Consider the following 23,793-nt stretch of genomic DNA (forward strand, 5'->3'; position numbering starts at 1 on the left):
GCATGTATTAGGCACGCCGCCAGCGTTCGTCCTGAGCCAGGATCAAACTCTCCATAAAAGTGTTTGAGTTGCTTCACGTTTGTGTTACAACATAGCTCAAAAGCATCGCTAACGATACTAATTTATTTCAACCTATCTAAATGATAGGATTTAATTGACGAGATAACATGTATCTCTATTTCGCTTGGCTTTTGTTCAGTTTTCAAAGAACTACTTGTCACTCGTTAGCGACTTGAACATCATAACATCAATACTTAAAATGTGTCAAATGTTTTTTCGCGCCTCGTCAGCGACAAGTAATAATATATCATGACCCAATCATTCCGTCAACACTATTTCAAAACTTTTTCACCTGATAAAATGTTTTTACGATTCCGTCTGCTTTTGTTTCTACTTTCTTAATTGAAATAAAGCCTTTTTCAACTAAATGGCGGATCAGTAGTTCAAGGTCCACACAATAGTCTTCCACCTCATTTAAGGACATCCAATCAGAGATCGAAAAAATATCATTCGACCCTTGCACAAGAGAGAGGAAATGCTGACTACCTATTTCTGTTTTCGAATGAATGGCAAGTTCCGTTGCTAAAATAAGAAGTTCAATGCGCTTCTCTAAAGTCTCTTCACTTTTTAAAAGCTCTTGATACAACTTATATGTTTGAGGTTCAATATGTCGCACCTGTTCCCAAACTGTCACCTCAGGATAAAAGCCATGATGGATAACTGACAAACGAGCGAGATGATGAAGCGAATGCATCATGTTACTAAACGCATCAAAATAATGACCATTGTGAAACAATGTTTTTCCTTCTTCAAATCTTCTTAACATCTTCGTAAATTGGATTGTCATTTTTTTCGTGCGATCTCCTGGAGGAAACGATTCAATTCGTTCTTTCACGTCTTTAAGAAACTCATTACGATCAAAGACAATCCTCCCGTTGACTAACCAATCTACTAAACGTCGATGGTTTCCTACTATTAATGTTTGATGCATCATCGCTTGACTAAGGGAGTGAAAAGAAACACGTCTTTCACCAACCTGATAATGTTTTACTTCCCATGAAATATCTTTGTTATGATTTATCAGTACAATAACAAATTCAAAGCCGTCTGTTACAGATAAAGGTAGTAGGTCTTTTTCTATAATAAGAATCGCGAGTGTTCCTTCCTCACTTGCCCGATCCTGATAAAGTTGCCGTAATAAAACGTCCATAAAATGTCCCCTCTCAAATAACTACTTCGACTCCTACATGTAACAGCTTAGAAACTAACATCTAACTCGCTACCAAAGGATTCAAACATAAATACGTTCTACAAAAGACTGTCATTTCCTGCAAAACATGAAAGGAATCTTCATAACCTGTTAACAATTCAATAAGAGAGAATGGACAATTTATATGCTATACTACTAGTGCATGTCCAATAAGGGTGCTGATTGCTTCAAGGTTTAGGAGGGACTATCTTGGCTTTAAAGTATACAAACAAAATAAATAAAATTAGAACATTTGCCTTATCACTTGTCTTTGTAGGTATCCTTGTCATGTATATTGGAATATTCTTTAGAGAGTCCTATATCATCATGACAATCGCTATGTTACTAGGTTTCCTATTTATTATCGGGAGTACAGTTGTTTACTTTTGGATTGGGATGCTCTCAACAAAGACCATTCAAGTAGTCTGTCCAAACTGTGGTGGTGCCACAAAAATGCTTGGTCGTGTAGATGCTTGCATGCATTGCAGCGAACCATTAACAATGGACAAGTCTCTTGAAGGCAAAGAATTCGACGAAAACTATAATCGCAAATCAAAGAAGTAGAAACATCTACTTCTTTTTTTCTTGAGCTCTTCTCTTTCAAAGTTTACGTTGTTTCCAACAACAAAAAACACCTCCTTGTAAGGAAGGTGCATAAACTATTCTTAATTCTTAATGCTTAACTTTATCTTTGCACTTCGAACAAGTTCCATAAATTTCCATGCGGTGATTATGAATCCTAAATCCAGTTACATGTTCAGCTAATGTTTCTACTTCGTCTAAACCAGGATAGTGAAAATCGACTATCTTTCCACAATCCTCACAAATAACGTGATAATGGTCAGATGTCACAGAATCAAATCTGCTCGATGCATCACCATACGTTAATTCTTTTACGATGCCAGCTTCCTTGAATACACGCAAATTATTATATACAGTCGCGACACTCATATTGGGAAACCGTCCCTCTAAAGCTTTGTATATATCATCAGCAGTTGGATGCGCAGTTGATTCATAAAGGAACTCTAGTATCGCATGACGTTGTGGAGTCATACGCACACGTGTGCTTTTTAAAGTATCAAGCGCATGTTGTAAGCGATGATCTGACATTGTCATGCACCTCTCTTTCAAGTAACCATTCTTACTTTGTAATTAGTATAATATAAAAGAGGGATTTTTGTCAACGTTCCCCTTGACACCCTACTTTCCAATCGTCATAAATGGAGCTGCATCTTTTACATCAAGTAAGAAGGAAGTATAGCGATGTGCTTGTTTACTTTTTCGTTGCTTTCTTTTCTCAAGATCAAGACAAGTAGACTTTAACGCTTCTTGCAATTGACCTATGTCATTTTCTTCCACTCCAAATAAGAAGGTTGTATTGCCCTTTCTCCAAAAACCTCCTGAACTTGCTAATTCTGTCATCCTGTACCCCTGCTTTTTTAACTGTAATTCCACTTCATCCGCATATACATTATCAATAATACACACAAGAAGTTTCACAGTTATCCCTCCATTCTAATTGCCTTTACCTACATTATTCGATTTCAAAGAGAGGTGTTCCTACTTAATAAAAACACCTTTCTCAATTCCTTTCTATTGCTGATAAGATGAGGTAAGTTACTAACAGGAAAGGATAAAGTCTGAATCTTCCCTTCTACACTCCCATTTAGGGTACTGTAGGAAATACCCCTATTCACCAAGCTCCTCTTTTACAAATGCAAGTGCATCTCCCACATGATCTTTCACCTTTACTTTTCGCCACTCTTTCACCAATTTTCCTTCTTTATCAATAATAAAAGTGGAACGTTCAATTCCCATATATTCTTTTCCGAAGTTCTTTTTTAATTTCCACACTCCATATTGCTCAGCAACTTTATGCTCTTCGTCAGCTAGTAGGATAAATGGAAGCTGATATTTTTCAATAAATTTCTCATGTCTTGCTACCGGATCGGGACTTACACCAATAATGACCGTATTAAGCGCGGAAAAAGTCTCCACCTCATCTTTAAAATCACAAGCCTGAGTCGTACAACCTGGTGTCATATCTTTAGGGTAAAAATAGAGAACAACATGTTTGCCACGATAATCTTCTAACGATACAACTTCACCATTATTTGCAGGTAAAGAAAATAAAGGAGCCTCTTGTCCAACTTGTAAATTCATGTACACTCATCCTTTCGGGTATTGTCTAAGATAAGCGTAGCCCAAGTTTACATTAAAGACAACTATTCTTCCTTCTTTGTTACATGTAAAAATGTTGTTACCACAAAGGCTGCCGGTAGTAAATAACCGAACAGCGCCTGAACTATCGCAATGAAACGACCTATGCCAATAGGAACTAAATCACCGTACCCCACAGAGAGAAGTGTGACTGCACTAAAATAAATGATATCTTCTAATAGATGGTTTACGGTTCCCTCCACATGAGAATTCCCTTCTTTCAACACTTCCACCCCGAGTAACTCTAACCCTAGATAAAGAATCGAAAATGATAAAATAACCGTAATATAAACAAGGACTAGCAATGTAAAATGCCTTAACGAAACTGAATGAGTACCGCGGATCGGACGATAACGCAAAAGCATTAATAGACTCACAATGGTACCAACAGTTGCAATAATTAACATCACAGATAATATCCAATTCACTTTATCACCTCTCCCCCTCAAATAAATTTATGAAGAGGTCACACTCTCTAGAAGAGGTTGTTCCAAAAGGACGGCTTTCCCTTTTGAAACAACCTCAAGGCATAGCCCGACCGTATCAACTTTTCAACCTGTCCTGTCACTAATAATGAAACATACTTGCTCTAGGTGCCTCTCTATGGTTGAATAACTTACAGAAGATACTTGAATCTACGGGAGGAACAATCATGAAGTGGACGCACTCAGAAGAGTTATATAAAGAAGCACAAGAACATATTGTTGGCGGAGTCAATAGTCCTTCTCGTGCTTATAAAGGTGTAGGTGGCGGGACTCCTATTTTTATGGAGCGAGCTAAAGGGGCTTATTTTTGGGATGTTGACGGGAACCGTTATATCGATTATTTAGCAGCTTATGGTCCTATTATTACCGGACATGCTCATCCTAACATTACAAAAGCAATTTCCCAGACAGCAGAAAACGGTGTGTTATATGGAACTCCGACAAAGTTAGAAAATCGATTTGCTAAAATGCTAAAAGATGCAATTCCATCTCTTGAAAAAGTTCGTTTCGTTAATTCTGGCACTGAAGCAGTCATGACGACCATTCGAGTTGCAAGAGCCTACACAGGTCGAGATAAAATCATTAAATTTGCTGGATGCTACCACGGGCATTCAGATCTTGTACTAGTAGCAGCTGGATCGGGACCTTCCACTCTTGGTACTCCTGATTCTGCAGGTGTTACAAAGAGTATCGCGAAAGAAGTTATTACCGTCCCTTTTAATGATATTGAGGCATATAAAGCAGCACTCGAAAAATGGGGAGATGATATTGCTGCAGTTCTTGTCGAGCCAATTGTCGGCAATTTCGGAATTGTTGAACCCGAGCAAGGCTTCTTAGAAGCAGTCAATAAACTAACCCATGAAGCGGGGGCACTTGTTATTTACGATGAAGTCATAACCGCTTTCCGATTCATGTATGGCGGGGCACAGAATTACCTTGGCGTTGAACCTGATATGACGGCACTTGGTAAGATTATTGGTGGCGGGCTCCCAATTGGCGCGTATGGTGGCAGAGTCGATATTATGGAAAAAGTCGCTCCACTAGGCCCTGCATATCAAGCGGGGACAATGGCTGGTAACCCTGCATCCATGAGTGCTGGTATCGCTTGTTTAGAGATTCTAAAAGAAGAAGGCATCTACGATAAATTAGATCAGTTAGGAGCGCTTTTAGAAACAGGCATTCTGGAGCTTGCCCAAAAGCATGAGCAGACCATTACGATTAACCGATTAAAAGGCGCACTTACCGTTTATTTCACTTCTGAAACGATAAAAAATTATAAGCAAGCTGAACAAACAAACGGCGAGCTCTTCGGAACCTTTTTTAAAGAATTGTTAAAAAGAGGAATCAATTTAGCCCCATCCAAATATGAAGCATGGTTTCTGACCACTGCTCATACAGAAAAGGATATTAATGAAACGTTGCATGCTGTAGATAAAGCATTTGCTGCTATGAAAAAATAATGTTTACCTAGGATGATGAATGTAGCCAAACTTTTTTTGTTAGAAGGCTTACATTTGTTATCCTCTTTTTTATTCCCACTAAAGACACTTGATTAACACGAACATCCATTGTATAGTACCATTCGGTATTAAAATTTAGGGTATTCTCCATCCGTATTTGCAATACTATTATAAGAGCGTCATCTCTACTATTTTCAAGCTTGCTATTTGCGGGTTTCTAATAGTCGAGATCACTGCTTCGCCTTTTTTGAACAAAGCTATTAGGTAAGAAAAACAATATGTTAAAAAGAAAGAATCGAAGGAGTTAATTCTATTTATGAAACTAGGAGCTCGTATCTTTAAAACAGGGCTTGCTGTAATGCTTTCACTTTATTTAGCGAAGTGGTTCGGACTCGAGCCACCGATGTTTGCAGCCCTCGCTGCAGCGATAGCTGTCCAGCCTTCTCTCTATAGGACATTCCAAACGATTTTAGAGCAAGTACAAGCGAATGTTATAGGTGCTGTTATAGCGATTATTTTCGTCATGACGTTTGGCCATGATCCTTTTGTTGTTGGTCTAGTTGTCGTACTTGCGATCGCGATTATTTTGAGAGTTAAACTAGAGCCTACTACAATTCCATTAGCAATCGTTACGGTCATTATTATTATGGAAAGTCCCTCAACAGATTTCATTCAATTTGCAACAGGAAGATTTTCACTTGTTATTCTTGGGGTTTTAGCAGCATTCATTATCAATCTTTTCTTTATTCCTCCAAGATATGAAACAAAGCTCTATCACAAGTTCCAAAAGGCAACTGAAGATATCAACCAGTGGACGATGTTGCTCATTCGGCACGCAGCTGACCACCGGGCATTAAAAAAAGATTTAAACCGTTTAGAAGAAGTAATGGTCAAACTAGAAAATGTCTACTTACTCTTTAAAGAAGAGAGAAATTACTTTATGAAGAACAAATACGGAAAAGCTCGTAAGGTTGTCCTTTATAGACAAATGCTCGTCACCGCTAAAAAATCGCTCTTTGTTTTAAAGAACTTAGAAAGACGTACAGAAGAGCTAAATTTAATGCCTGATGAGACTCATAAGAAATTTGAGAAACAACTTGATTACTTAACAACGTTTCATGACAGAATTTTATTAAGGTATGTTGGGAAAGTTCATTCTAGTCACTCAGACGGATTAATTGATAAGATGAATAAAGGAAAAAAGGATTTAATGAGCCACTTCATTTGTCTTAAAGATCAACCTTGCATTGATTACAACCAGTGGTTACATCTCTTACCTGCAGTATCACAAATGATTGAGTATCAGGAACAACTAGAGCATCTTGATCACTTAGTTGCTAGCTTTTTTGCTTATCATGAAAATGAAGTAAAAATTCAAGAACTGGAAGAATGAAAAGGGTATGACCTGAGGTCACACCCTTTTTGCTTTTTTTTAACAACCTCGTTAGGTTAACTGCTGCACTTCAAACAACTTTTTATAACTGCCCGCTCGGCTCATTAATTCGTCATGACTACCAACTTCAGCAATTTCTCCGTTTTCAATGACAACGATACGATCTGCATGTGTAATCGTAGATAAACGATGAGCCACGATAAAGGTCGTCCGGTCTTTTGCCAATTTTTCAAGAGCTTCCTGGATAAAATGTTCACTTTCTAAATCGAGAGCCGATGTAGCTTCATCAAAAATAAGGATTGGTGGATTTTTCAGGAAGACCCTTGCAATTGCCACACGTTGCTTTTGGCCTCCAGAGAGTTTCACTCCTCTTTCTCCAACCTCGGTGTTATATCCGTTTGCAAGTCCCATTATAAATTCATGAGCATTGGCAGCTCTTGCTGCTGCAATCACCTCTTCATCAGTTGCTCCTGGTCTTCCCATTAATATATTCTCTTTTACAGAATCACTAAATAATATATTATCTTGAAGAACCATTCCGATATTATCGCGCAAACTCCGTACTTGATACTGCCTTATATCTACTCCATCAAGTAAGATCTGACCAGACGAAACATCATAAAATCGTGGAATCAAGCTGATAATAGTACTCTTACCACCGCCACTCATCCCAACAAAAGCAATGGTCTCTCCCTGCCTCACATCTAATTGCAAATGCTTTAATACAGGCTTTTCCTCTTCACTATATTTAAATGTAACATCTTTAAATTCCAAATGGCCTTGTGCTCGGTTTAGAAATTTCGCATTAGGCTCATCTTCAATGTCATATTTCTCATCTATAAACTCAAACACCCGGTCCATTGATGCTATTGATTGCGTCAAAGTCGTTGAAGAATTAATCAGTCTCCGTAATGGACCATACAATCGCTCCATATAAAGAACAAAGGCTGTCATAGCACCGACTTCGAGACTACCTGTAATAACAAAATAACCCGCAGCAAAAATAACAAGTAATGGTGCAACATCTGTAATCGTATTAACAACAGAAAACGTTTTTGCGTTCCATTTTGTATGGTCAATTGCTCTGTCTAGAAAGCGTCTATTTCTTTTGGCAAACTGAGTTTGCTCATGATCCTCTAGAGCAAAACTTCGAATGACGCTCATTCCTTGTACACGTTCGTGCAAATGTCCTTGTACTTCAGCTAACGCTTGGGAACGAACCCTCGTTAAGTGTCGTAACTTCGCATAAAAATACTTGACTGAAAACCCGTAAAAAGGAAACATAGAAACAGCAACAAGCGTTAACCACACGTTAAGATTCAACATAATAATAATGGCAATAACAATCGTAAAAAGATCGAGCCAAATATTCATCAGGCCTGTAATAACAAAGTTCTTCGTTTGCTCAACATCATGTATGACACGAGAGATCACTTCTCCAACTTTTCGATTGGAATAAAATCTTAAGCTCAATTTTTGAATATGCGTAAATAATTGATCACGGATATCATACAGAACTTTACTGCCAATCCATTGCGCAAAATATTGGCGGAAATATTCAATGGGTGGTCGTAAAACAACAAATATCACAAACATAATAGCCATAATTTTCATTAGCAACGTGATTTTTTCATCCTGTGTCATCGCTTCTGCAAAAATAATATCATCAATGATATATTTCATGACAAGTGGGATTAATAATGGAATACCAAATTTGAATATTCCAATCATAATCGTAATCATGATCTGTTTCCAATATGGCTTGACGAATGCCATGTAGCGTTTCATGCTATCCAGCTTCGCCACCCCCTCTTTTTTAAGACAAAAGCCTGACTCATGACGAGAGGAAAACATGTACTCTCTAACAGGAGTCAGACTCTATTTTATAGTATCAAAACGTACAAACGTTCCTTCCCCTTCATAATCAAAGGAAAAAGATGTTTATGAAAAACTTAGGTTCTCGCTAGAATTCGGTCTTTAGCTTTTTTGAAAATAGAGAATTATCTTTGCATTTTCGGAGCTAGCGATAGCCACATTCTTCTATCGGTATTGTAAAAATCTTTCATACCAATTTTCAACAAATTGCGGTGCGAACGGTCCTTTTCTCTGGTGAATCCAAGAGATTAATTCATCTACACTTCTTTTTAAGATGTCATCAACAGCTGGTGGATAATTCATCTGTTTTCTGTGCAAATCATATTCATCTTCATCTAAGAGCTTAAAGGTCATGTCTGGGAACACCTTAATATCAAGGTCATAATCAATATATTTTAACGCTTCTTCGTCCCATGTAAAAGGTGACCCAAGGTTGCAATAGTAATAAATACCATCTGATCGAATCATACCGATTGTGTTAAACCATTGTTCGGAATCAAAATAACAAATAGCCGGCTCACGAGTTCTCCAATTCCTTCCATCCGATTCCTTCACTAGGATACGGTCATTCCCTCCAATTACAACCTTTGACGTCCCTTTAAGCACAATTGTTTCTTCCCAAATGCGATGAATCAATCCATTATGCTTATAGCTATGGATTTGAATATTGCTTCCTACTTTGGGAAAATTCATAATAAACTCCCTTCTGCAATTATTTCGGACGTCAGTAGGGTAGAGTAGAGCAAAATCACTTTATTCTTTAAACTATTTTGACCTCGTCATACTCTATTCTCTACTAATAATTCTGACTTAACCATTTCAATTGCTTCCATTCACTCTTATTATAACGTTTCCGTACTTATTTTGAAATGTTAAGATCATTTTTGAGTAAAATGCCTAAAAGAGATAGCATAAAAAAGGGTGGGGTTTCCCTTTTTTATGCTATCTCTCAGCAATGAGCGGAGCCGCTGCTTTGTTTTTAGCCCAATCTGAAATCCTAAACAAAAACAAACACCCTTTGGACGAAGATGCCAAAGGGTGCTTTGTTTTTGTGCATTATTGTTGCTGTTGGTTGGAAGATGCTTGCTTTTTGCGAGCAGCTGACTGAGCGTTTTGCTGACGAACTTCTTGTGCGTTTGTTTCGCTAGCAAACTCAGTGTTATAGCTGTTCCCTTGAGCAGAAGCTTGGTTTTGCTTTTTTACTTGTTGCGGATTTGTTTTTGACGCTTGTTGTTGGTTTTGTTGTTGTTGTTTATCCATGTGATATCACCTCCACGACTATTAAGATGTCCGGGGGGGCGACTCTTTATTCAATTAATTTTTTTATTTATGCTAAAAGTGAAATTCCACCATCGACAATAATTGTTTGACCACGTATCATTTGGGCTTCTTCAGATAACAAGAATAAAACCGTATTTGCTAAATCCTCAGCTTCTACAATACGTCCAGCTGGTGTTCTTGCTGCTGCATCGGCAAGTAATTCTTCGCGATTTGGGAAATGAGTTAATGCATCTGTGTCAACAGCTCCACCAGACACTGCATTCACAACAATTCCTTTTTCGGCAAGCTCAACAGCTAAATAACGTGTTAACGCCTCGACTGCCGCTTTTGATACCCCAACCGTTGTGTAATTCTTTAAATAGCGAATCGATCCTAACGAGCTTAAACTAACGATGTGACCACCACCCGTTTTCTCCATTCTTTTGGCTGCTTCTTGTGCACAAAAAAGTAAGGCTTTACTATTAATATCCATCGTCCAGTCCCAATGACTTTCTTCTAGCTCCATAAGAGGACGGAGCACTCCAGAGGCAGCATTATTGACTAAAATATCTAACCTTCCATATTCTTCATCAATCTTTTCAAAAAGTTCTTTAATCTTTTCTGGTTTTCCTACATTTGCTTTCACGACAAGAGCTTTACGGCCAAGGGTCTCAACTTCTTTTGCTGTATCTAACGCTGCTTGTTTACTTCTTGCATAATTAATGACAATGTCATATCCTTTGGCCGCTAATTTAAGTGCAATCATTCTTCCTATCCCTCGACTGCTTCCTGTTACTAAGGCTACTTTTTGTTCCATATTCAATCCTCCAATATACTCTTATGCTCCTCATTATATCGTATAGCCACACACACGAACAGGAACACTATCAGAAATAACGTTAGGAGGAATCAAATTATGTATGTTGGAAGAGATATGACAGAGCTTTCCATGATGTCCATTGATCAATGGACCGAGAAAGAGTTAGCTTATTTTCACCACGGTTTACAACAGATGACACCTTATTTAAACGCTGAAGGTAGTAGCATTCACAGAGAGATTATTCGTGAAATTGAGTCACGAGGCGGCATACACCAAGAAGCTACGTGGACACAAGGTACGAAACCTCATTACGATTAATGATATTCGTTTTTCTAGATGTTAAACGAGCAGAGACTGACTCCGTTACTGGAAAAATACAAAGACGAATAAACAGCTACTTTAAGAGTAGCTGTTTATTCAGTACAAATTCTTCCCATAGGAAAATGGCTATTTTTCGTTTAGAATTAAGAGAGAGAAAATCTATGTATATACATAAAAGGGGAGAGGTAAAAATGAGAGCGGTTGTTTATGAAACGTATGGTGATCCTAACGTACTTACTGTATCTGAAGTACCCAAGCCATCCATTAACTCAGATGAAGTGCTCGTTAAAGTGAAAGCGAGTGGCATTAATCCTGTCGATACGTACTTTCGAAAAGGAATTCGTCCAGTAGATTCTTTTCCTCACATTCCTCATTTTGATATAGCAGGAGAAATAGTTGAAATCGGCTCAGCTGTTAACAATGTTCACGTAGGAGATCGAATTTGGGCAACAAACGCCAAAGGAGCTTCCGCTGAATATGTAGCTACTTCTGCTGATCTTGTTTTTCCACTACCTGCTGATCATAAATTTGAGGAAGGTGCAGCCATTGCGATGCCTTTTATGACAGCTTATCTATCGTTGTTTAACAGAGGATATTTGCAATCAAATGAATCCGTGCTTATTTTTGGAGGTGCTGGCGCAGTTGGACACGCAGCTATTCAACTTGCTAAAAAAGCTGGTGCATATGTCATTGCAACTGCTAGTTCAAAAGATAAAACTATCATTGCTAAAGCAGCCGGCGCTGACGAAGTGATTGTTTATCAAAAAGAAGATCTCGTATCTCGAGTGAAAGAACTTACTAACGATGTTGGCGTTTCCCTTATTTTGGATATGTCACTTAGTGAAAACATGGAGAAAGATCTCGAGATGATAAAAGTGGGAGGCCGAATCATTACTGTCGGATCACCGGTCAATAACAATCCCCCTTTACTATGGAGGCAATTAAATATGAAGCATGCCTCACTTACAGGGGTATTTTTATTTACTGCTCCTAGAAATGAGTTGATCCATGCAGGAAAGGAAATAACTGAAGGTTTTGCTTCTCAGTCACTTACTGCACATATTGGAAAAGTTTTCTCATTAGAAGAGGCAGCTAAGGCTCATGATGCAGTAGAGAAAAAAGAATATGACGGTCGCATCATTCTCAATCATTTCTAATCCACTCTCATAATGGTTCTTTAAGCAACTACTGCAAAATTTCATTCCATAAATAATTTCAAAGTAAGATTTTAATTTCTGGAGAAAATAAAAATAGCTTACTTTGGAAAGGAGCTTTTTATGGAAAAGCAATTGTTCTATGTCAATTTAAACCCAATCAGCATGGATACGATTAACCCAACACGTGTGGATGACGGACAATTAATTGAATATGAAATTGAAGCAACTCCAGCAGAGAAAAAGGCTTTAGAAGATTTATTACATGAAGTACAATCACATGATCTCGAACTTGGCAATTTATTTACGTTTCGACATTTCGATGATAGGAAAGCAGACGAAGATCGTAACGAATTCCAACGAGGATTAAACGACGTTTACGAAGAGCTTTACCGATTAGGAACGGCAGAAACCAAAGAGAAAATAAAAGAAATTCATATGATAAACGACGATCAGTAAGGAAGTGGGGTCTGACCCCACTTCCTTACTATAAAGTGCCAAAGAGGGGTCTGACCCCATTAAAAGTTAGATTTCGATTGGCCTCCGTCTACATTGATTGTTGCACCGACAATCCAGCTTGCTTTTTCTGAAGCTAAAAATGTGACGACATTTGCGATTTCTTCTGCCGTACCAAATCGACCAGCTGGTATTTCATCTTGAACAAACTGCTTCATTTTTTCAGGACTTTGTTCTATTCTTTTTTGCCAATTCCCTGTAGGGTGCAAAATAGAACCTGGAGCAACCCCATTTACACGGATTCCGTCTTTAATGACCTCATCTGCGAGTGATTTTGTAAAGCTAATCATAGCTGCCTTCGCGCTATTATACGTTACTTTCCCACCAGACTCCCGACCAAAAATTGAAGAAATATTAATAATGCTTCCGGTCTTTTTCGCTTTTAAATAAGGCAATACAAGCTTACTGAAATGAACAGCAGAGAAATAATTGACTTCAAACGCTTCGTGGAATAAACATAAATCTGTTTCTTCTGTTGTTGTACCATTGCTACCACCAACATTGTTTATAAGGATGTCAATGGTGCCAAAATACTCAATAATGTCTTCAAATACCTTCTCCCGCTGGTTTTCAATTGATAGATTTGCTTGAAAGATATAAATACCTTCTATCTCACTTTGGGCAAACTCCAACGCTTTCTTATCTCTTGCCACGATAGCAACTAGAGCACCTTCATCTTTGAATCCTTTTGCAATTGCTTTTCCGATTCCTTTTGAACCACCCGTAATCAATACAACTTTATCTTGTAAATGTAACTCCATTTATCAAAGCCTCCCAAATGTTATTTCTTAAATATTCTCAATATACCTCATGAGGAAACCTTCTTCCTTGCAACTATTGGATTACTGACTGCTGAATAATTTTTTGGTGAGATACCGGAAATGCATATTTTTCTAAATCCTTTTGTTCTATCCACTTTCTTGAAGCATGTTCGATCCCTGGTCGCCCTATTGCCTTTGTTTCATACACAGAAATATTCCATATGAGGTGCGAAAATACATGTTCAACTTTTTGTATCGGCTCTTGTATCTCAGCATCAATACCATATTCTTTCAACAAAATGTCTGCTAGAACATATGACTGATTATCGGTACTTTCCATTTCAAAATTGGGAAATTGCCAAAGTCTTGCTAAAAGACCAGAATCAGGCCTTTTCTCTATTAACACTTCACCAAAATTATTCCGAATAACGACAGCTGCCATTTGCTTTGACGTCTGTTTTTTCTTCTTTGACTTAATAGGTAACTCAGATTGCATTCCTTTATCATAAGCTTGACAATGTACACGTACTGGACATAGAAGACAGCCAGGTGAAGTCGGTGTGCAAATCAAAGCCCCAAGCTCCATCAAACCTTGGTTAAATGATGAGGGATCCTCTTTTGACACAAGATCATATAATATAGTTTCAAATACTTTCCGGGTCGATGACTTAGCAATATCATTATCAATCAATAATATTCTTGATAATACACGCATGACATTTCCATCAACAGCTGGTTCTGGTTTGCCGTATGCAATACTTAAGATAGCTCCTGCTGTATAGGGACCGACGCCTTTTAAACTAGATATTTCCTCTCTTGTATCTGGTACTTTTCCACTGTATTCGCTTACGACCTCTCTTACAGCTGTTTGTAAATTACGAACACGAGAATAATACCCAAGACCTTCCCACGCTTTTAAGATACGATCTTCCTCTGCATCAGCGAGGGCCTCAAGTGATGGAAATTCACGCATAAATGCCTGATAATAGGGGATAACCGTCTCAACCCTTGTTTGCTGCAGCATCACTTCAGAAACCCATACACGGTATGGATTCTTTGACTCGCGCCAAGGTAACTCACGTTGATTTTCTCTAAACCAATTGACTAAATCATGTTGAAATGTTGAAATGTTAAATCCATTAAGTTGCTCTTGCTCCACTTTCCTACTCACTATTCCTTCCTTTGAAAAGCCCAACAATGTATTTTTTCTACTCCGCCATTAATATAAGGAACGATTGCACTAAAAACAGGGTGTTCTTTGGATCTGCGTAATTTCTTTAATACTTGATAATGTGATGTTGTAGGGACTTCATACATTTCGACATATAGATGAGGTTGATCTTCAGCTACGTACCATTGAATGTTTTTTGCTTCATAGTCAGGAAGTGTGCTTATAATTTCTTTCATTGCACCTTCATATTCTTCAATTTTCGTCTGATCAACTTTATATTCCATAAAAATCTGTAAAGGTTTTGTCATTTCTTCATATCTCCCCTTTTTAATCAGCCATATTTCGGGTATAAATAAACTATATCATCTTTTAGTGATAGTTAGTAAACGGATCGTTTTCTCTTTATGAACTATCTCGAAACAATGAGCAGAAACATTTGTACACACTTTTTAAACAATAAGGAGGTATCTTACACGATGGACACAGGTACTCATGTAGTGATGGGTGTTGCATTAGGGGGATTAGCAACCATCGATTCAACTATAGCAAATGACCCCTTATTACCTACCACGGTCATGATAGCCACAATTATCGGCTCTCAAGCACCTGATTTTGATACCGTATTAAAATTACGAAATAATGCTGTGTATATACGAAACCATCGTGGATTAACACATTCCCTACCAGCGGTAATTCTGTGGCCAATACTAATTACATGTGGAATTGTCTCATTCACACCCGAAACAAATTGGTCTACTGTCTTACTTTGGTCATTCATCGCAGTTTTTTTGCATGTATTTGTCGATATTTTCAATGCGTATGGAACACAAGCGCTAAGACCTCTTTCAAATAAGTGGGTTGCACTCGGTGTTATCAACATTTTTGATCCTTTTATATTTTTTAGTCATCTTGTTGCATTTGCAATATGGGGATTAGGGGTAGCTTCACCAGGTCCAACCATCCTTGTTCTTTATTTACTTTTAATTTGTTACTATGCATGGCGTATCGCGGAGAAACAGCGAGTTGTTAACGATGCCAAGAAACTACATCCAGATGCAACACATGTTTTTGTTTCACCGACGATTCGTTGGAATCAATGGCACGTTGTCATTAGAACCCCTGAAATTATGTTTGTGACAGAGTCCCGTAATCACGAAATTGAATATTTTGAACAATACTCATTTGACCCTATTCCAAATATTCCCGTTATAAACGTAGCTAAACAAGACTCTAACTTATCTGCTTTTTTATCTTTTTCACCAACATATCGCTGGGAAGTCGAAGATAAAGAAAATGGAGTTACTGAGGTTCGTTTTATTGATTTACGCTATCGTAGTAAAGGACACTATCCATTTGTAGCCATCGTTCAGCTTAATCAAGATCTTACTATTATAAGCTCTTATACGGGATGGGTATTCAGCGAAGAAACACTTCAAAAGAAGTTAAACATTGTTACGGAGTAGAGGGTAAGGGTGTGTGAACGAGCCCACTGAAAAAGTTAAAAAGCAACCTTTTTCAGTGGGCTCGCGTGAACACATCCACATCCTCTTTTAGTGTTTACGTTGATCATCTTGATTTAAATGCGAAAATTTTTCTTTGTTTGAGGCATACTTGTGTAAGAAAGGTCCATATTGTTCTATCCACTTGACAACAATTTTTTCCGTAGCATCCTGCCCTTTATAAGACCAACCACCTTTTGCTCGTGTTGTTTCAAAATCTTCCCACAAACTTTCTACCCATGTTCTTGCTTGAGTAACTGTAATATTGGAATTTATTGATAATAATTGTTCTGTTAAGCGTTGGAAACGATCCTCCATACTCTTTCCTCCTTTGACAATGTTTTCGTCTTATAACTCAGGTTGCAAATGTTTATACTAGTACTGAACACGTTGGAAAGGGGGTCCACTAATGCGAAACAAAGCAACAGGCTTTCCAAATCATATTAAATTCGAGGGGAACTCACCAAAGGATATCAGAAATAATAACGAATCGAAACGCGCTGATTTAAGTATTCAAACACGACCTAGAGAGCGTATGCGAAATTCTGATGGTGATACGAACAATTAATATTAGTAATTAATATACATCATTAATTACACCAACGTATTCTGGAGGTGCCAAACTATGGGTAAGAGGAGTCAGAATTTCCAAGCTGGACAAGAGTATAAAAGTCCCTTTGATTCACCACGTGCTAATCCAAAGCATTCAGCTCACCAAATAGGCGGCGAGACCCAAATGAGTCAAACAGATATAAAGGTAAGATCTCACCGTAAAGCACAAAGATAATGACATTAGGTTTTAAAAGGAGAAGCTCCTCTAAGCTTCTCCTTCTTTTTTCAAAAATATTGAAATAGGAACTGCTTCAAGAGTCGTTTGATTATCACGATAACCCCAGGCGAAGTAACCATTCATATAGGAAATTTGAAAGCTTGATCCTCCTTCAATTTCATACGTTTTTCCAGGCTCGTAATCATTTGGATCAAGTAAGTATGCTTTTGCTAAAAGTACTCTACGTTCATAAACAGCAAATTCACTTGACATCCCTAACTGTTCCGCTTTTTTCGCTTTTTCGTTTAAGCGTGCAATTTCTGTTCGAAGTTCATACTCTGTCATTTCGCTAAATCTTTTTTGTTGTTCCATGTCCTTTTATCCCTCATTTCATCATCCTATATTATAGAGGAAAGAACTTATTACAACAAATATGGATAATACAAGACCAATAATCCCTGAAGCACCCGAATGATTGCTCTTTCTTTCCCAGCAAGACCTACAACAAAAGCAGCAGCTACTACATATACAACACATATATCATACATATGCCTGCATTAGCTTGTGTTAATGTAATGAGTGTCACCATTTATTTTCCTCTCCTTCAACAACTGTATAAGTCATATAATTAGTATGTCTTCTCACTTCTATTTTTTACAACTTGACTTGCGCATCATCCACAAACTTTGCGAACAAAAAAGGAGAAATCATCCTCCCTCTTCTTCTATATAGCGATCAATTAACTCCATTGAAAAACCTTTACGATATAAATTCTGTTTTACTCTTTGCCAATATTCCCATCCGGTATATTTATTCTCGTACTTCCTTCTAATTTTTTCTCCTTGAAAACAAATGGCTTCCCACTCTTCAATTTGTTCACTTTGAAAATCAATTAACTTGAATGCTTCAACGATCACTTGGTGAGAAAATCCTTTTGCTAACAGTTGAGTCGAAAGTTTATCTTTAAATGCGTTAATCGATAATTTATTACTACGCTTCGTCTGTTGCTTTTCTAACCATTTGGCTAATTGGTCGATTTGCTCAAGTACTGAATAGGATTGCAAGGCTTTATCAATAATTGAGTCGTTTACTCCTTTTTGCTTAAGCTCTTGTTTTAATTTCAAAGGTCCTTTCATAAGTGTTAATCGTTTTGAGCGAATATAGGCAGAAGCAAACTCTTCATCGTTAAGTAACCGCTGATTCACTAAATGGTCAAGTACTTGATCGATGTGCCTTGGCTCTTTTTCCTTTTTCTCTAAATACTGTCGCATTTCTAGAATCGAACGCGGACGGTAAGATAGATAATGAATAGCAAGGTTGTACGCTTTCTTTTTTTCATCTTCATCAATTAATTTAATTAATTGATCCTCATCTATTTCAAGTCCTTTTGTTAATCCATACTTAAGTAACAAATCCTCATCGACACTAAGGGCATACTCAGTTTTTTGCCCTTTACTTAGAAAAATGTTGTAGCGACCTTTATTTCTTTTTTGAATTTCAATTTTCGCAATAACAGCCAATTAGATCACTCCACACGTAACTACTTATTTTTTTTGCAAACATTTTACAATTAAACGTACACTATTTATACAACAGTTGAACTGGAAGTCTTGCATTATGAATATTGCGATTGCCGGGGCTCAGGTTTTCTCAGAACCAAATTAACCGATCACTTAATTGAACAAAAACATACTATTTTCATTTTAACAAGAGAAACCTCAAACAAACCAGCTAAACCTCACGTTCAATATGTCGAATAGCTCAACGAACATACTACTCCAGTAGAAAATCTCGAAATCTCGAACCAATTTTTATTCTTGCCGAGGAATCAATTCGTTCAGGAAGATGGATCTCAAAGCGAAAAGAAAAAAACCTTCAAAGTCGCATCTACTCAACTCGTCTTTCGTTGATCTAATAAATTTTAACAAACCTGACGTACTTATTTCCTACCTTACAGTCAGCTTAAGAAGATACCCTCAAACCGTAACGTTACTCTTTACAATTTGAGAGATTTTTTCACGAAAAATTTATAAAAAACAGGTATCTTTTTCAGAAAAAAACATTTAATATATAAGAGTATTAAAGAGTAAATGAGCGTATTACACTCATATTACATCGTTCACCTAATATAAGGACGCTAGAATACCCTATACTGCTTTATAAACATTTATATGAGCATTGGGAAGGCAATTGGTGCGCCACCAGCGATGCTGGTTCTAGTGGGTTCGATTCCCACCCCGAATTTGATATGAACGACTATTAAATTCGAGGGTGGAGCGACATCTCTGCCCTCATCAAGAGGAGGGCTTTTTGTGATTTTAAAAAAACGAGACGTCGCTGATTGTCATGCTTTGTTCGAATTATTAGTGGACCCGGCCGTGTTTCCATTTGTTCGTCAGAAGGCACATTCATATGATGAATTTGTGTTCTTAACAAAACAGACAATAGAAGCTGAAGAGCGTGGCGAACTCATCTCCCGCACAATTGTCGATGAGTGGGGCGCACCAATTGGCACGATTAATTTGTTTGACATTTCGAATAAGAGTGGTTTTTTAGGAACGTGGATAGGAAAACCTTACTTTGGCAAAGGCTATAATAAGACAGCAAAAGACGCATTCTTTGAGGAACTCTTTTTCTCTTGTGATATTCAAACTGTATTTATGCGCATACGAAAAGAAAACATTCGTTCCAACATGGCTGCAAATAAATTGCCTTATTGCACACTTGCGAACGAATTCAGACGCGATGTATATGAACAACTTAATGCTGCAAATGATGTTTATAATCTATTCCAAATAGAAAAAGATCAATACCATCTACACTTGATGAGAGCGCAACAAGATTCTCTTGAAATTAAAGAAGCCTAAGACGATTAACATAATTCAACTTTGACCATACTGAAACTAATCTTATAGAAAGTGGTGATCAGTATGGAAAGTAAGAAACGACGTGCTCAAGAAGAACGTAGTACATTACGAAAGGCTCAAGAAGTTCGTTACGGATCAGAGTTTAAAGCAGCTGATCGCATAGCAAATAGGAGTAAGTCGTAAGAATACACTGACCTAAAAAGAGAAAGAAAGCCTTTTTTAAAGGTTTATCTTTCTCTTTTTATTTATCTGCACATTTCCCGAAGCTTCAAAACCGCTATTCCATAAGGGTTCTGAAGCTTAAGATCAATCTATCTATTTCAATTAGTTAGAAAACTTAACCATTCAGAAGCATTTTCAGCAATGGTTGCCCCCACATACCTTAATCACAGCTAAGCGTTCCTCATGCTAGTTAATCCCTGTTAAGCTAAGTTGCGTCCTTTTCCTACTCCCCTTATGATTATACAAGTAAACAAAATATTGATGTAAGGGGGACACCAACATTAAAAGTCAAATGGCTCCTGCTCTTGAGAAAATAGATACGGTTTGCTTTGATAAACCAACTGTTGAAGATGGAGCAGCAATGTGGGAATTAGTAAATGAGTCGACACTCGACCAAAACTCTGCTTACAAATATATTATGATGTGTGAGTTTTTTGCTGAAACATGTGTTGTTGCGAAAGAAGACGATCAAGTTGTTGGATTCGTCACTGCTTTTATTCCTCCAGAGCGACAAGATGTTGTATTTGTTTGGCAAATCGGTGTTCATTCTTCGCAAAGAGGAAAAGGATTAGCTTCAAAATTATTAGAAGAGCTCGTGCAGCGAGATGGCTGCACAGAGGTAAAATATGTTGAAGCTACGGTTACTCCATCAAATGAAGCATCTCAAGCGCTATTCCGTCGCTTAGCCCGTAGTTATGATACCGAATGTGAAGTACATGATTGTTTTTCAGAAGATCTCTTCCCGGAAGATGGTCATGAAAAAGAACTTACTTTCCGAGTAGGTCCGATTAAATAACGACAAAAGGCTAAATATGACGAACAAACAAAAATACATTACCTAGTATAGGTATTATAGGAGGAGAAATAGATAATGAGTCAAACAGATATGACAATTTTTGAAAAACTTGAATCTGAAGTACGCAGTTATTGCCGTAGTTTTCCTACTGTATTCACAAAGGCAAAAGGATATAAAATGTGGGATGAAAAAGGAAAAGAATATCTAGATTTCTTTTCAGGTGCAGGAGCACTCAATTATGGGCATAATGACCCAATGATGAAAGCAAAGTTAGTCGATTATATCTTAAGTGACGGCATCACACATTCTCTTGATATGGCTACAGCACCGAAGGCAGAATTCTTAACAACATTTAACGAAGTTATCTTAAAACCAAGAAACTTAGAATATAAAATTATGTTCCCCGGTCCTACTGGAACAAATACGGTTGAAAGTGCTTTAAAATTAGCACGAAAAGTTACCGGACGTACAGATATTATTAGTTTCACAAATGGTTTCCATGGTATGACAATTGGGGCACTTTCTGTTACTGGTAATGCTTTTAAACGTAAAGGTGCTGGAATTCCATTACAAAATGTTGTGACAATGCCTTATGATAGCTTTGTTAATGACAACCTCGACACTCTGGAGTATCTCGAGCGTTTCCTAGAGGATGGAGGTAGCGGAGTTGACATTCCTGCTGCAATGATCCTCGAGACAGTCCAAGGTGAAGGCGGTATTAATGCTGCAAGTTTCGAGTGGTTACAACGCGTAGATCAAATTTGTAAGCGTTGGGACATTCTGCTTATCGTTGATGACGTTCAAGCAGGTGTAGGTCGTACTGGAACATTCTTTAGTTTTGAAAAAGCTGGAATTAAACCTGATATCGTATGTATGTCTAAATCAATTGGTGGTTATGGAATACCATTTGCCATTACATTAATTCGTCCTGACTTAGATATTTGGGCTCCAGGTGAGCATAACGGTACCTTCCGTGGGAACAATCATGCTTTTGTTACAGCAACTGCTGCCCTATCATATTGGGAAGATGAAAACTTTGAAAAGAATATTCAAGAAAATTCGAAGAAAATCTTCAATTTTCTTGAAAGAATTGTTGCTGAATACCCTGAATTAAAAGGTAAGGCTCGCGGTCGCGGATACATGGTTGGGATTAAGTCTGATGTCGAAGGGTTATCAGGACAAATTGCAGCAGAAGCATTTCAGCGTGGATTAATTATGGAAACATCTGGTCCTAAAGATGAAGTCTTTAAGCTCTTCCCACCACTTACTATTGATAATGAGGGCTTAGAAAAAGGATTTGAAATCATTGAAGACAGTGTGAAAGCTGTTCTTGGAGCAAAAGAATTAGTAACATCTTAATAAAAGAGGAGTTAGTTACTCCTCTCTCAAATATTTTTCGTAATAATACTTGGAGGTAATAGACATGAAAGTAGTTAAACTAGCAGATGTACTTGGAACAGATCAAGAAGTAGATGGCGGTACTTGGGTCAGCCGTCGCCTTGTATTAAAAAAGGACGAGATGGGTTATTCCGTTCACGACACAATTATTAAAGCTGGTACAGAAACTCATATTTGGTACCAAAATCACCTTGAATCTGTTTATTGTATTGAAGGTGAAGGAGAAGTCGAGACTCTTGCAGATGGTAAAGTATGGCCTATTAAGAAAGATGAAATCTATGTATTAGATAAACATGATGAGCATCTACTTCGCGCAAGTGAAAAGGGCGATATGCGTATGGTTTGTGTATTTAACCCACCAATTACAGGTAGAGAAGTACATGATGAGAATGGTGTTTATCCTGTTGATGAAGACTAGTTATAAAATCATGATTTAAAAAGAACAGCTGACTTATTATCAAGTCAGCTGTTCTTTTATTTGTTTATTCCTTTTAACTGAAAGTTGATCTCTCTAAAAGGATTACAATGGCTTCACTCTCTGCACGCATTGATCGAGGTAGTTCAAAAAGGGCAAAATCGGCCTTTTTGAACTACCTCTTTAATGAATATACAATTGTTGAAATGTCAGATCATTTTTTTCAACTCCAAGCGTCTCCAAAAATTCATACACATCATGAAAAGACTCCACAGGATATTGAGTTTCACATATATGAGAAGCTTGGCTTAGATTCTCAAGAAATTGCTTATCTTGAGCTAATTCTTTTTGGAGCTTAAGCAAAAGTTCGAGTATTTCATTATCTTTTTCAAAGGTGACATGTCCATTACTCTGATTAAAATAAACAATTAATGGCACCTGAGTATGTGGGTGAACAAAATGGGCTTTATACAGGTTCATCTTTCCCCTCCTTTTCACTCTTTCTCTATCTTACGAACAAGTATGCAATAAAATCATGTTACTAACAAATGTAATTAATGCTACAACTATTTTAATTCGACAAATTCCAACGAAAACCTCCTAAATTACTGATTAACTAAAGGGAACTTAGCCAGTTTTGGTGGATTCATATGAATTATGTCATTATTATATGTCCAAAGGTCTAGGAGAAGCAATCTGCTCTCAATTACTTAGCGAAAAAGAAACAACTCACAATATTTATAACTTTTCATGAAAATAAATTAAAACGCATTTATTACCCTTTCTTATAATACGCTTAAATGTAACAGCTATTATATGGAGGGATGCTCAATGTCTACAGAACCTGCTCAACCTTTAAAAAATGCAGGACTAGCCGCAGTTCTTAGTGCTCTTTGGTGCGGACTTGGCCAAATATACAATGGCCAAATAGGAAAGGGAATTGCCTTTATGATTATTCAATTTATTAACGCACTACTCATGTTCATTATTATTGGCTTCATCACTTATCCAATCATGTGGATTTGGGGAATGGTAGATGCATATCGACATGCTGAACAAATGAATATGCAGTCTCGAAACGTAGATAATTAACTTAAAGGGTCTGGCTCCAATTGCAACACAATTGGAGCCAGACCCTTTTC

Annotated in this window: 31 protein-coding genes and 1 rRNA gene; 15 read left to right on the forward strand and 17 right to left on the reverse strand. The window is 37.5% G+C overall.

Annotation, left to right across the window (positions count from 1 at the left end; translation table 11 throughout):
- Together SAZ04_RS03960 and SAZ04_RS03965 are read right to left on the reverse strand one after the other, a co-directional pair.
- Positions 1-58: ribosomal RNA gene (locus SAZ04_RS03960) — 16S ribosomal RNA — on the reverse strand; the annotation flags it as partial.
- Positions 59-337: 279 nt separating this feature from the next.
- Positions 338-1,210, reverse strand: a complete 873-nt coding sequence (locus SAZ04_RS03965) for a nucleotidyltransferase-like protein (RefSeq protein ID WP_332691410.1) — start codon at positions 1,208-1,210, stop codon at positions 338-340.
- Between the two features lie 249 nt (positions 1,211-1,459).
- Between SAZ04_RS03965 and SAZ04_RS03970 the strand changes: the two genes are divergently transcribed.
- Entirely contained in the window at positions 1,460-1,813 is a 354-nt protein-coding gene (locus tag SAZ04_RS03970) for a YgzB family protein (protein WP_332691413.1), read from the forward strand.
- Positions 1,814-1,921: 108 nt separating this feature from the next.
- Here SAZ04_RS03970 and perR read toward each other — a convergent pair whose 3' ends face one another.
- The 4 genes from perR to SAZ04_RS03990 all read right to left on the reverse strand — a co-directional run bounded on the left by perR (position 1,922) and on the right by SAZ04_RS03990 (position 3,897).
- Positions 1,922-2,359: a peroxide-responsive transcriptional repressor PerR gene (perR, locus tag SAZ04_RS03975; RefSeq protein WP_332691416.1), complete on the reverse strand. Its 438-nt coding sequence runs from the start codon at positions 2,357-2,359 to the stop codon at positions 1,922-1,924.
- 90 nt (positions 2,360-2,449) lie between these two features.
- The gene (locus SAZ04_RS03980) at positions 2,450-2,749 is read right to left on the reverse strand and encodes a cyclic-di-AMP receptor (protein ID WP_332691421.1); all 300 of its coding nucleotides are present in this window, start codon (positions 2,747-2,749) and stop codon (positions 2,450-2,452) included.
- 189 nt (positions 2,750-2,938) lie between these two features.
- The gene (bcp, locus tag SAZ04_RS03985) at positions 2,939-3,412 is read right to left on the reverse strand and encodes a thioredoxin-dependent thiol peroxidase (RefSeq protein ID WP_332691424.1); all 474 of its coding nucleotides are present in this window, start codon (positions 3,410-3,412) and stop codon (positions 2,939-2,941) included.
- Positions 3,413-3,474: 62 nt separating this feature from the next.
- Positions 3,475-3,897 (reverse strand): ion channel, encoded by a 423-nt coding sequence (locus SAZ04_RS03990; protein ID WP_332691427.1) that lies wholly within the window; start codon positions 3,895-3,897, stop codon positions 3,475-3,477.
- A 224-nt stretch (positions 3,898-4,121) separates the two neighbouring features.
- Here SAZ04_RS03990 and SAZ04_RS03995 point away from each other — a divergent pair, with 224 nt between their 5' ends.
- Both SAZ04_RS03995 and SAZ04_RS04000 read left to right on the forward strand, forming a co-directional pair.
- Complete coding sequence (locus SAZ04_RS03995; protein WP_332691430.1) at positions 4,122-5,414, forward strand: glutamate-1-semialdehyde 2,1-aminomutase; 1,293 nt, start codon at positions 4,122-4,124, stop codon at positions 5,412-5,414.
- Positions 5,415-5,730: 316 nt separating this feature from the next.
- The gene (locus tag SAZ04_RS04000) at positions 5,731-6,807 is read left to right on the forward strand and encodes an FUSC family protein (RefSeq protein ID WP_332691433.1); all 1,077 of its coding nucleotides are present in this window, start codon (positions 5,731-5,733) and stop codon (positions 6,805-6,807) included.
- A 51-nt stretch (positions 6,808-6,858) separates the two neighbouring features.
- On the opposite strand, the gene SAZ04_RS04005 is transcribed toward SAZ04_RS04000, so the two are convergent.
- The 4 genes from SAZ04_RS04005 to fabL form a co-directional block, all read right to left on the reverse strand.
- Positions 6,859-8,604 carry an ABC transporter ATP-binding protein gene (locus tag SAZ04_RS04005; RefSeq protein ID WP_332691925.1) on the reverse strand — a complete coding sequence of 582 codons (1,746 nt, stop codon included), beginning with the start codon at positions 8,602-8,604 and terminating at the stop codon, positions 6,859-6,861.
- Between the two features lie 243 nt (positions 8,605-8,847).
- On the reverse strand, positions 8,848-9,375 hold the full coding sequence (gene ntdP, locus SAZ04_RS04010; protein ID WP_332691436.1) for a nucleoside tri-diphosphate phosphatase: 528 nt from the start codon (positions 9,373-9,375) through the stop codon (positions 8,848-8,850).
- A gap of 363 nt (positions 9,376-9,738) precedes the next feature.
- Entirely contained in the window at positions 9,739-9,942 is a 204-nt protein-coding gene (locus SAZ04_RS04015; protein ID WP_332691439.1) for a gamma-type small acid-soluble spore protein, read from the reverse strand.
- Between the two features lie 67 nt (positions 9,943-10,009).
- Entirely contained in the window at positions 10,010-10,759 is a 750-nt protein-coding gene (gene fabL / locus SAZ04_RS04020) for an enoyl-[acyl-carrier-protein] reductase FabL (protein WP_332691442.1), read from the reverse strand.
- Between the two features lie 99 nt (positions 10,760-10,858).
- Here fabL and SAZ04_RS04025 point away from each other — a divergent pair, with 99 nt between their 5' ends.
- The 3 genes from SAZ04_RS04025 (at position 10,859) to SAZ04_RS04035 (ending at position 12,696) form a co-directional block, all read left to right on the forward strand.
- On the forward strand, positions 10,859-11,080 hold the full coding sequence (locus SAZ04_RS04025) for a cytosolic protein (RefSeq protein ID WP_332691445.1): 222 nt from the start codon (positions 10,859-10,861) through the stop codon (positions 11,078-11,080).
- A gap of 194 nt (positions 11,081-11,274) precedes the next feature.
- A complete protein-coding gene (locus SAZ04_RS04030) occupies positions 11,275-12,240 on the forward strand; it encodes an NADPH:quinone reductase (protein WP_332691448.1) in 966 nt (321 codons plus the stop codon).
- Positions 12,241-12,360: 120 nt separating this feature from the next.
- Positions 12,361-12,696 carry a hypothetical protein gene (locus SAZ04_RS04035; protein WP_332691451.1) on the forward strand — a complete coding sequence of 112 codons (336 nt, stop codon included), beginning with the start codon at positions 12,361-12,363 and terminating at the stop codon, positions 12,694-12,696.
- Between the two features lie 59 nt (positions 12,697-12,755).
- On the opposite strand, the gene SAZ04_RS04040 is transcribed toward SAZ04_RS04035, so the two are convergent.
- From SAZ04_RS04040 to SAZ04_RS04050, 3 genes are all read right to left on the reverse strand, one after another.
- Entirely contained in the window at positions 12,756-13,514 is a 759-nt protein-coding gene (locus SAZ04_RS04040) for an SDR family NAD(P)-dependent oxidoreductase (RefSeq protein WP_332691454.1), read from the reverse strand.
- 73 nt (positions 13,515-13,587) lie between these two features.
- Positions 13,588-14,685 carry an A/G-specific adenine glycosylase gene (mutY, locus tag SAZ04_RS04045; RefSeq protein WP_332691457.1) on the reverse strand — a complete coding sequence of 366 codons (1,098 nt, stop codon included), beginning with the start codon at positions 14,683-14,685 and terminating at the stop codon, positions 13,588-13,590.
- The gene (locus tag SAZ04_RS04050; protein WP_332691460.1) at positions 14,685-14,993 is read right to left on the reverse strand and encodes a hypothetical protein; all 309 of its coding nucleotides are present in this window, start codon (positions 14,991-14,993) and stop codon (positions 14,685-14,687) included. The genes mutY and SAZ04_RS04050 overlap by 1 nt, the downstream gene beginning before the upstream one ends.
- A gap of 168 nt (positions 14,994-15,161) precedes the next feature.
- Between SAZ04_RS04050 and SAZ04_RS04055 the strand changes: the two genes are divergently transcribed.
- The gene (locus SAZ04_RS04055) at positions 15,162-16,148 is read left to right on the forward strand and encodes a metal-dependent hydrolase (RefSeq protein ID WP_332691463.1); all 987 of its coding nucleotides are present in this window, start codon (positions 15,162-15,164) and stop codon (positions 16,146-16,148) included.
- 87 nt (positions 16,149-16,235) lie between these two features.
- On the opposite strand, the gene SAZ04_RS04060 is transcribed toward SAZ04_RS04055, so the two are convergent.
- Entirely contained in the window at positions 16,236-16,502 is a 267-nt protein-coding gene (locus SAZ04_RS04060) for a YfhJ family protein (protein ID WP_332691466.1), read from the reverse strand.
- 91 nt (positions 16,503-16,593) lie between these two features.
- Between SAZ04_RS04060 and sspK the strand changes: the two genes are divergently transcribed.
- Positions 16,594-16,752, forward strand: a complete 159-nt coding sequence (gene sspK, locus SAZ04_RS04065) for a small acid-soluble spore protein K (RefSeq protein WP_332691469.1) — start codon at positions 16,594-16,596, stop codon at positions 16,750-16,752.
- A 57-nt stretch (positions 16,753-16,809) separates the two neighbouring features.
- Positions 16,810-16,971 carry a YpzG family protein gene (locus SAZ04_RS04070; protein ID WP_332691472.1) on the forward strand — a complete coding sequence of 54 codons (162 nt, stop codon included), beginning with the start codon at positions 16,810-16,812 and terminating at the stop codon, positions 16,969-16,971.
- Between the two features lie 30 nt (positions 16,972-17,001).
- Here SAZ04_RS04070 and SAZ04_RS04075 read toward each other — a convergent pair whose 3' ends face one another.
- Together SAZ04_RS04075 and recX are read right to left on the reverse strand one after the other, a co-directional pair.
- The gene (locus SAZ04_RS04075) at positions 17,002-17,325 is read right to left on the reverse strand and encodes a YfhH family protein (protein WP_332691475.1); all 324 of its coding nucleotides are present in this window, start codon (positions 17,323-17,325) and stop codon (positions 17,002-17,004) included.
- Positions 17,326-17,660: 335 nt separating this feature from the next.
- Complete coding sequence (recX, locus tag SAZ04_RS04080) at positions 17,661-18,473, reverse strand: recombination regulator RecX (RefSeq protein WP_332691478.1); 813 nt, start codon at positions 18,471-18,473, stop codon at positions 17,661-17,663.
- A 795-nt stretch (positions 18,474-19,268) separates the two neighbouring features.
- Between recX and SAZ04_RS04085 the strand changes: the two genes are divergently transcribed.
- The 5 genes from SAZ04_RS04085 (at position 19,269) to SAZ04_RS04105 (ending at position 22,654) form a co-directional block, all read left to right on the forward strand.
- Positions 19,269-19,820: a GNAT family N-acetyltransferase gene (locus tag SAZ04_RS04085; protein ID WP_332691928.1), complete on the forward strand. Its 552-nt coding sequence runs from the start codon at positions 19,269-19,271 to the stop codon at positions 19,818-19,820.
- A gap of 63 nt (positions 19,821-19,883) precedes the next feature.
- The gene (locus tag SAZ04_RS04090; RefSeq protein ID WP_332691481.1) at positions 19,884-20,003 is read left to right on the forward strand and encodes a YfhE family protein; all 120 of its coding nucleotides are present in this window, start codon (positions 19,884-19,886) and stop codon (positions 20,001-20,003) included.
- A gap of 331 nt (positions 20,004-20,334) precedes the next feature.
- Positions 20,335-20,838, forward strand: a complete 504-nt coding sequence (gene ectA / locus SAZ04_RS04095) for a diaminobutyrate acetyltransferase (RefSeq protein WP_332691484.1) — start codon at positions 20,335-20,337, stop codon at positions 20,836-20,838.
- A 75-nt stretch (positions 20,839-20,913) separates the two neighbouring features.
- Complete coding sequence (gene ectB, locus SAZ04_RS04100; protein ID WP_332691487.1) at positions 20,914-22,197, forward strand: diaminobutyrate--2-oxoglutarate transaminase; 1,284 nt, start codon at positions 20,914-20,916, stop codon at positions 22,195-22,197.
- A 64-nt stretch (positions 22,198-22,261) separates the two neighbouring features.
- Positions 22,262-22,654 carry an ectoine synthase gene (locus SAZ04_RS04105; protein ID WP_332691490.1) on the forward strand — a complete coding sequence of 131 codons (393 nt, stop codon included), beginning with the start codon at positions 22,262-22,264 and terminating at the stop codon, positions 22,652-22,654.
- Positions 22,655-22,834: 180 nt separating this feature from the next.
- On the opposite strand, the gene SAZ04_RS04110 is transcribed toward SAZ04_RS04105, so the two are convergent.
- Complete coding sequence (locus SAZ04_RS04110; protein ID WP_332691493.1) at positions 22,835-23,131, reverse strand: hypothetical protein; 297 nt, start codon at positions 23,129-23,131, stop codon at positions 22,835-22,837.
- A gap of 351 nt (positions 23,132-23,482) precedes the next feature.
- On the opposite strand from SAZ04_RS04110, the gene SAZ04_RS04115 reads away from it, so the two are divergent.
- Positions 23,483-23,743, forward strand: a complete 261-nt coding sequence (locus tag SAZ04_RS04115) for a hypothetical protein (protein WP_332691495.1) — start codon at positions 23,483-23,485, stop codon at positions 23,741-23,743.
- The last annotated feature ends 50 nt before the right edge of the window (positions 23,744-23,793 follow it).

The sequence above is a fragment of the Halalkalibacter lacteus genome, from assembly GCF_036663595.1.
GTDB lineage: Bacteria > Bacillota > Bacilli > Bacillales > Bacillaceae_D > Halalkalibacter > Halalkalibacter lacteus.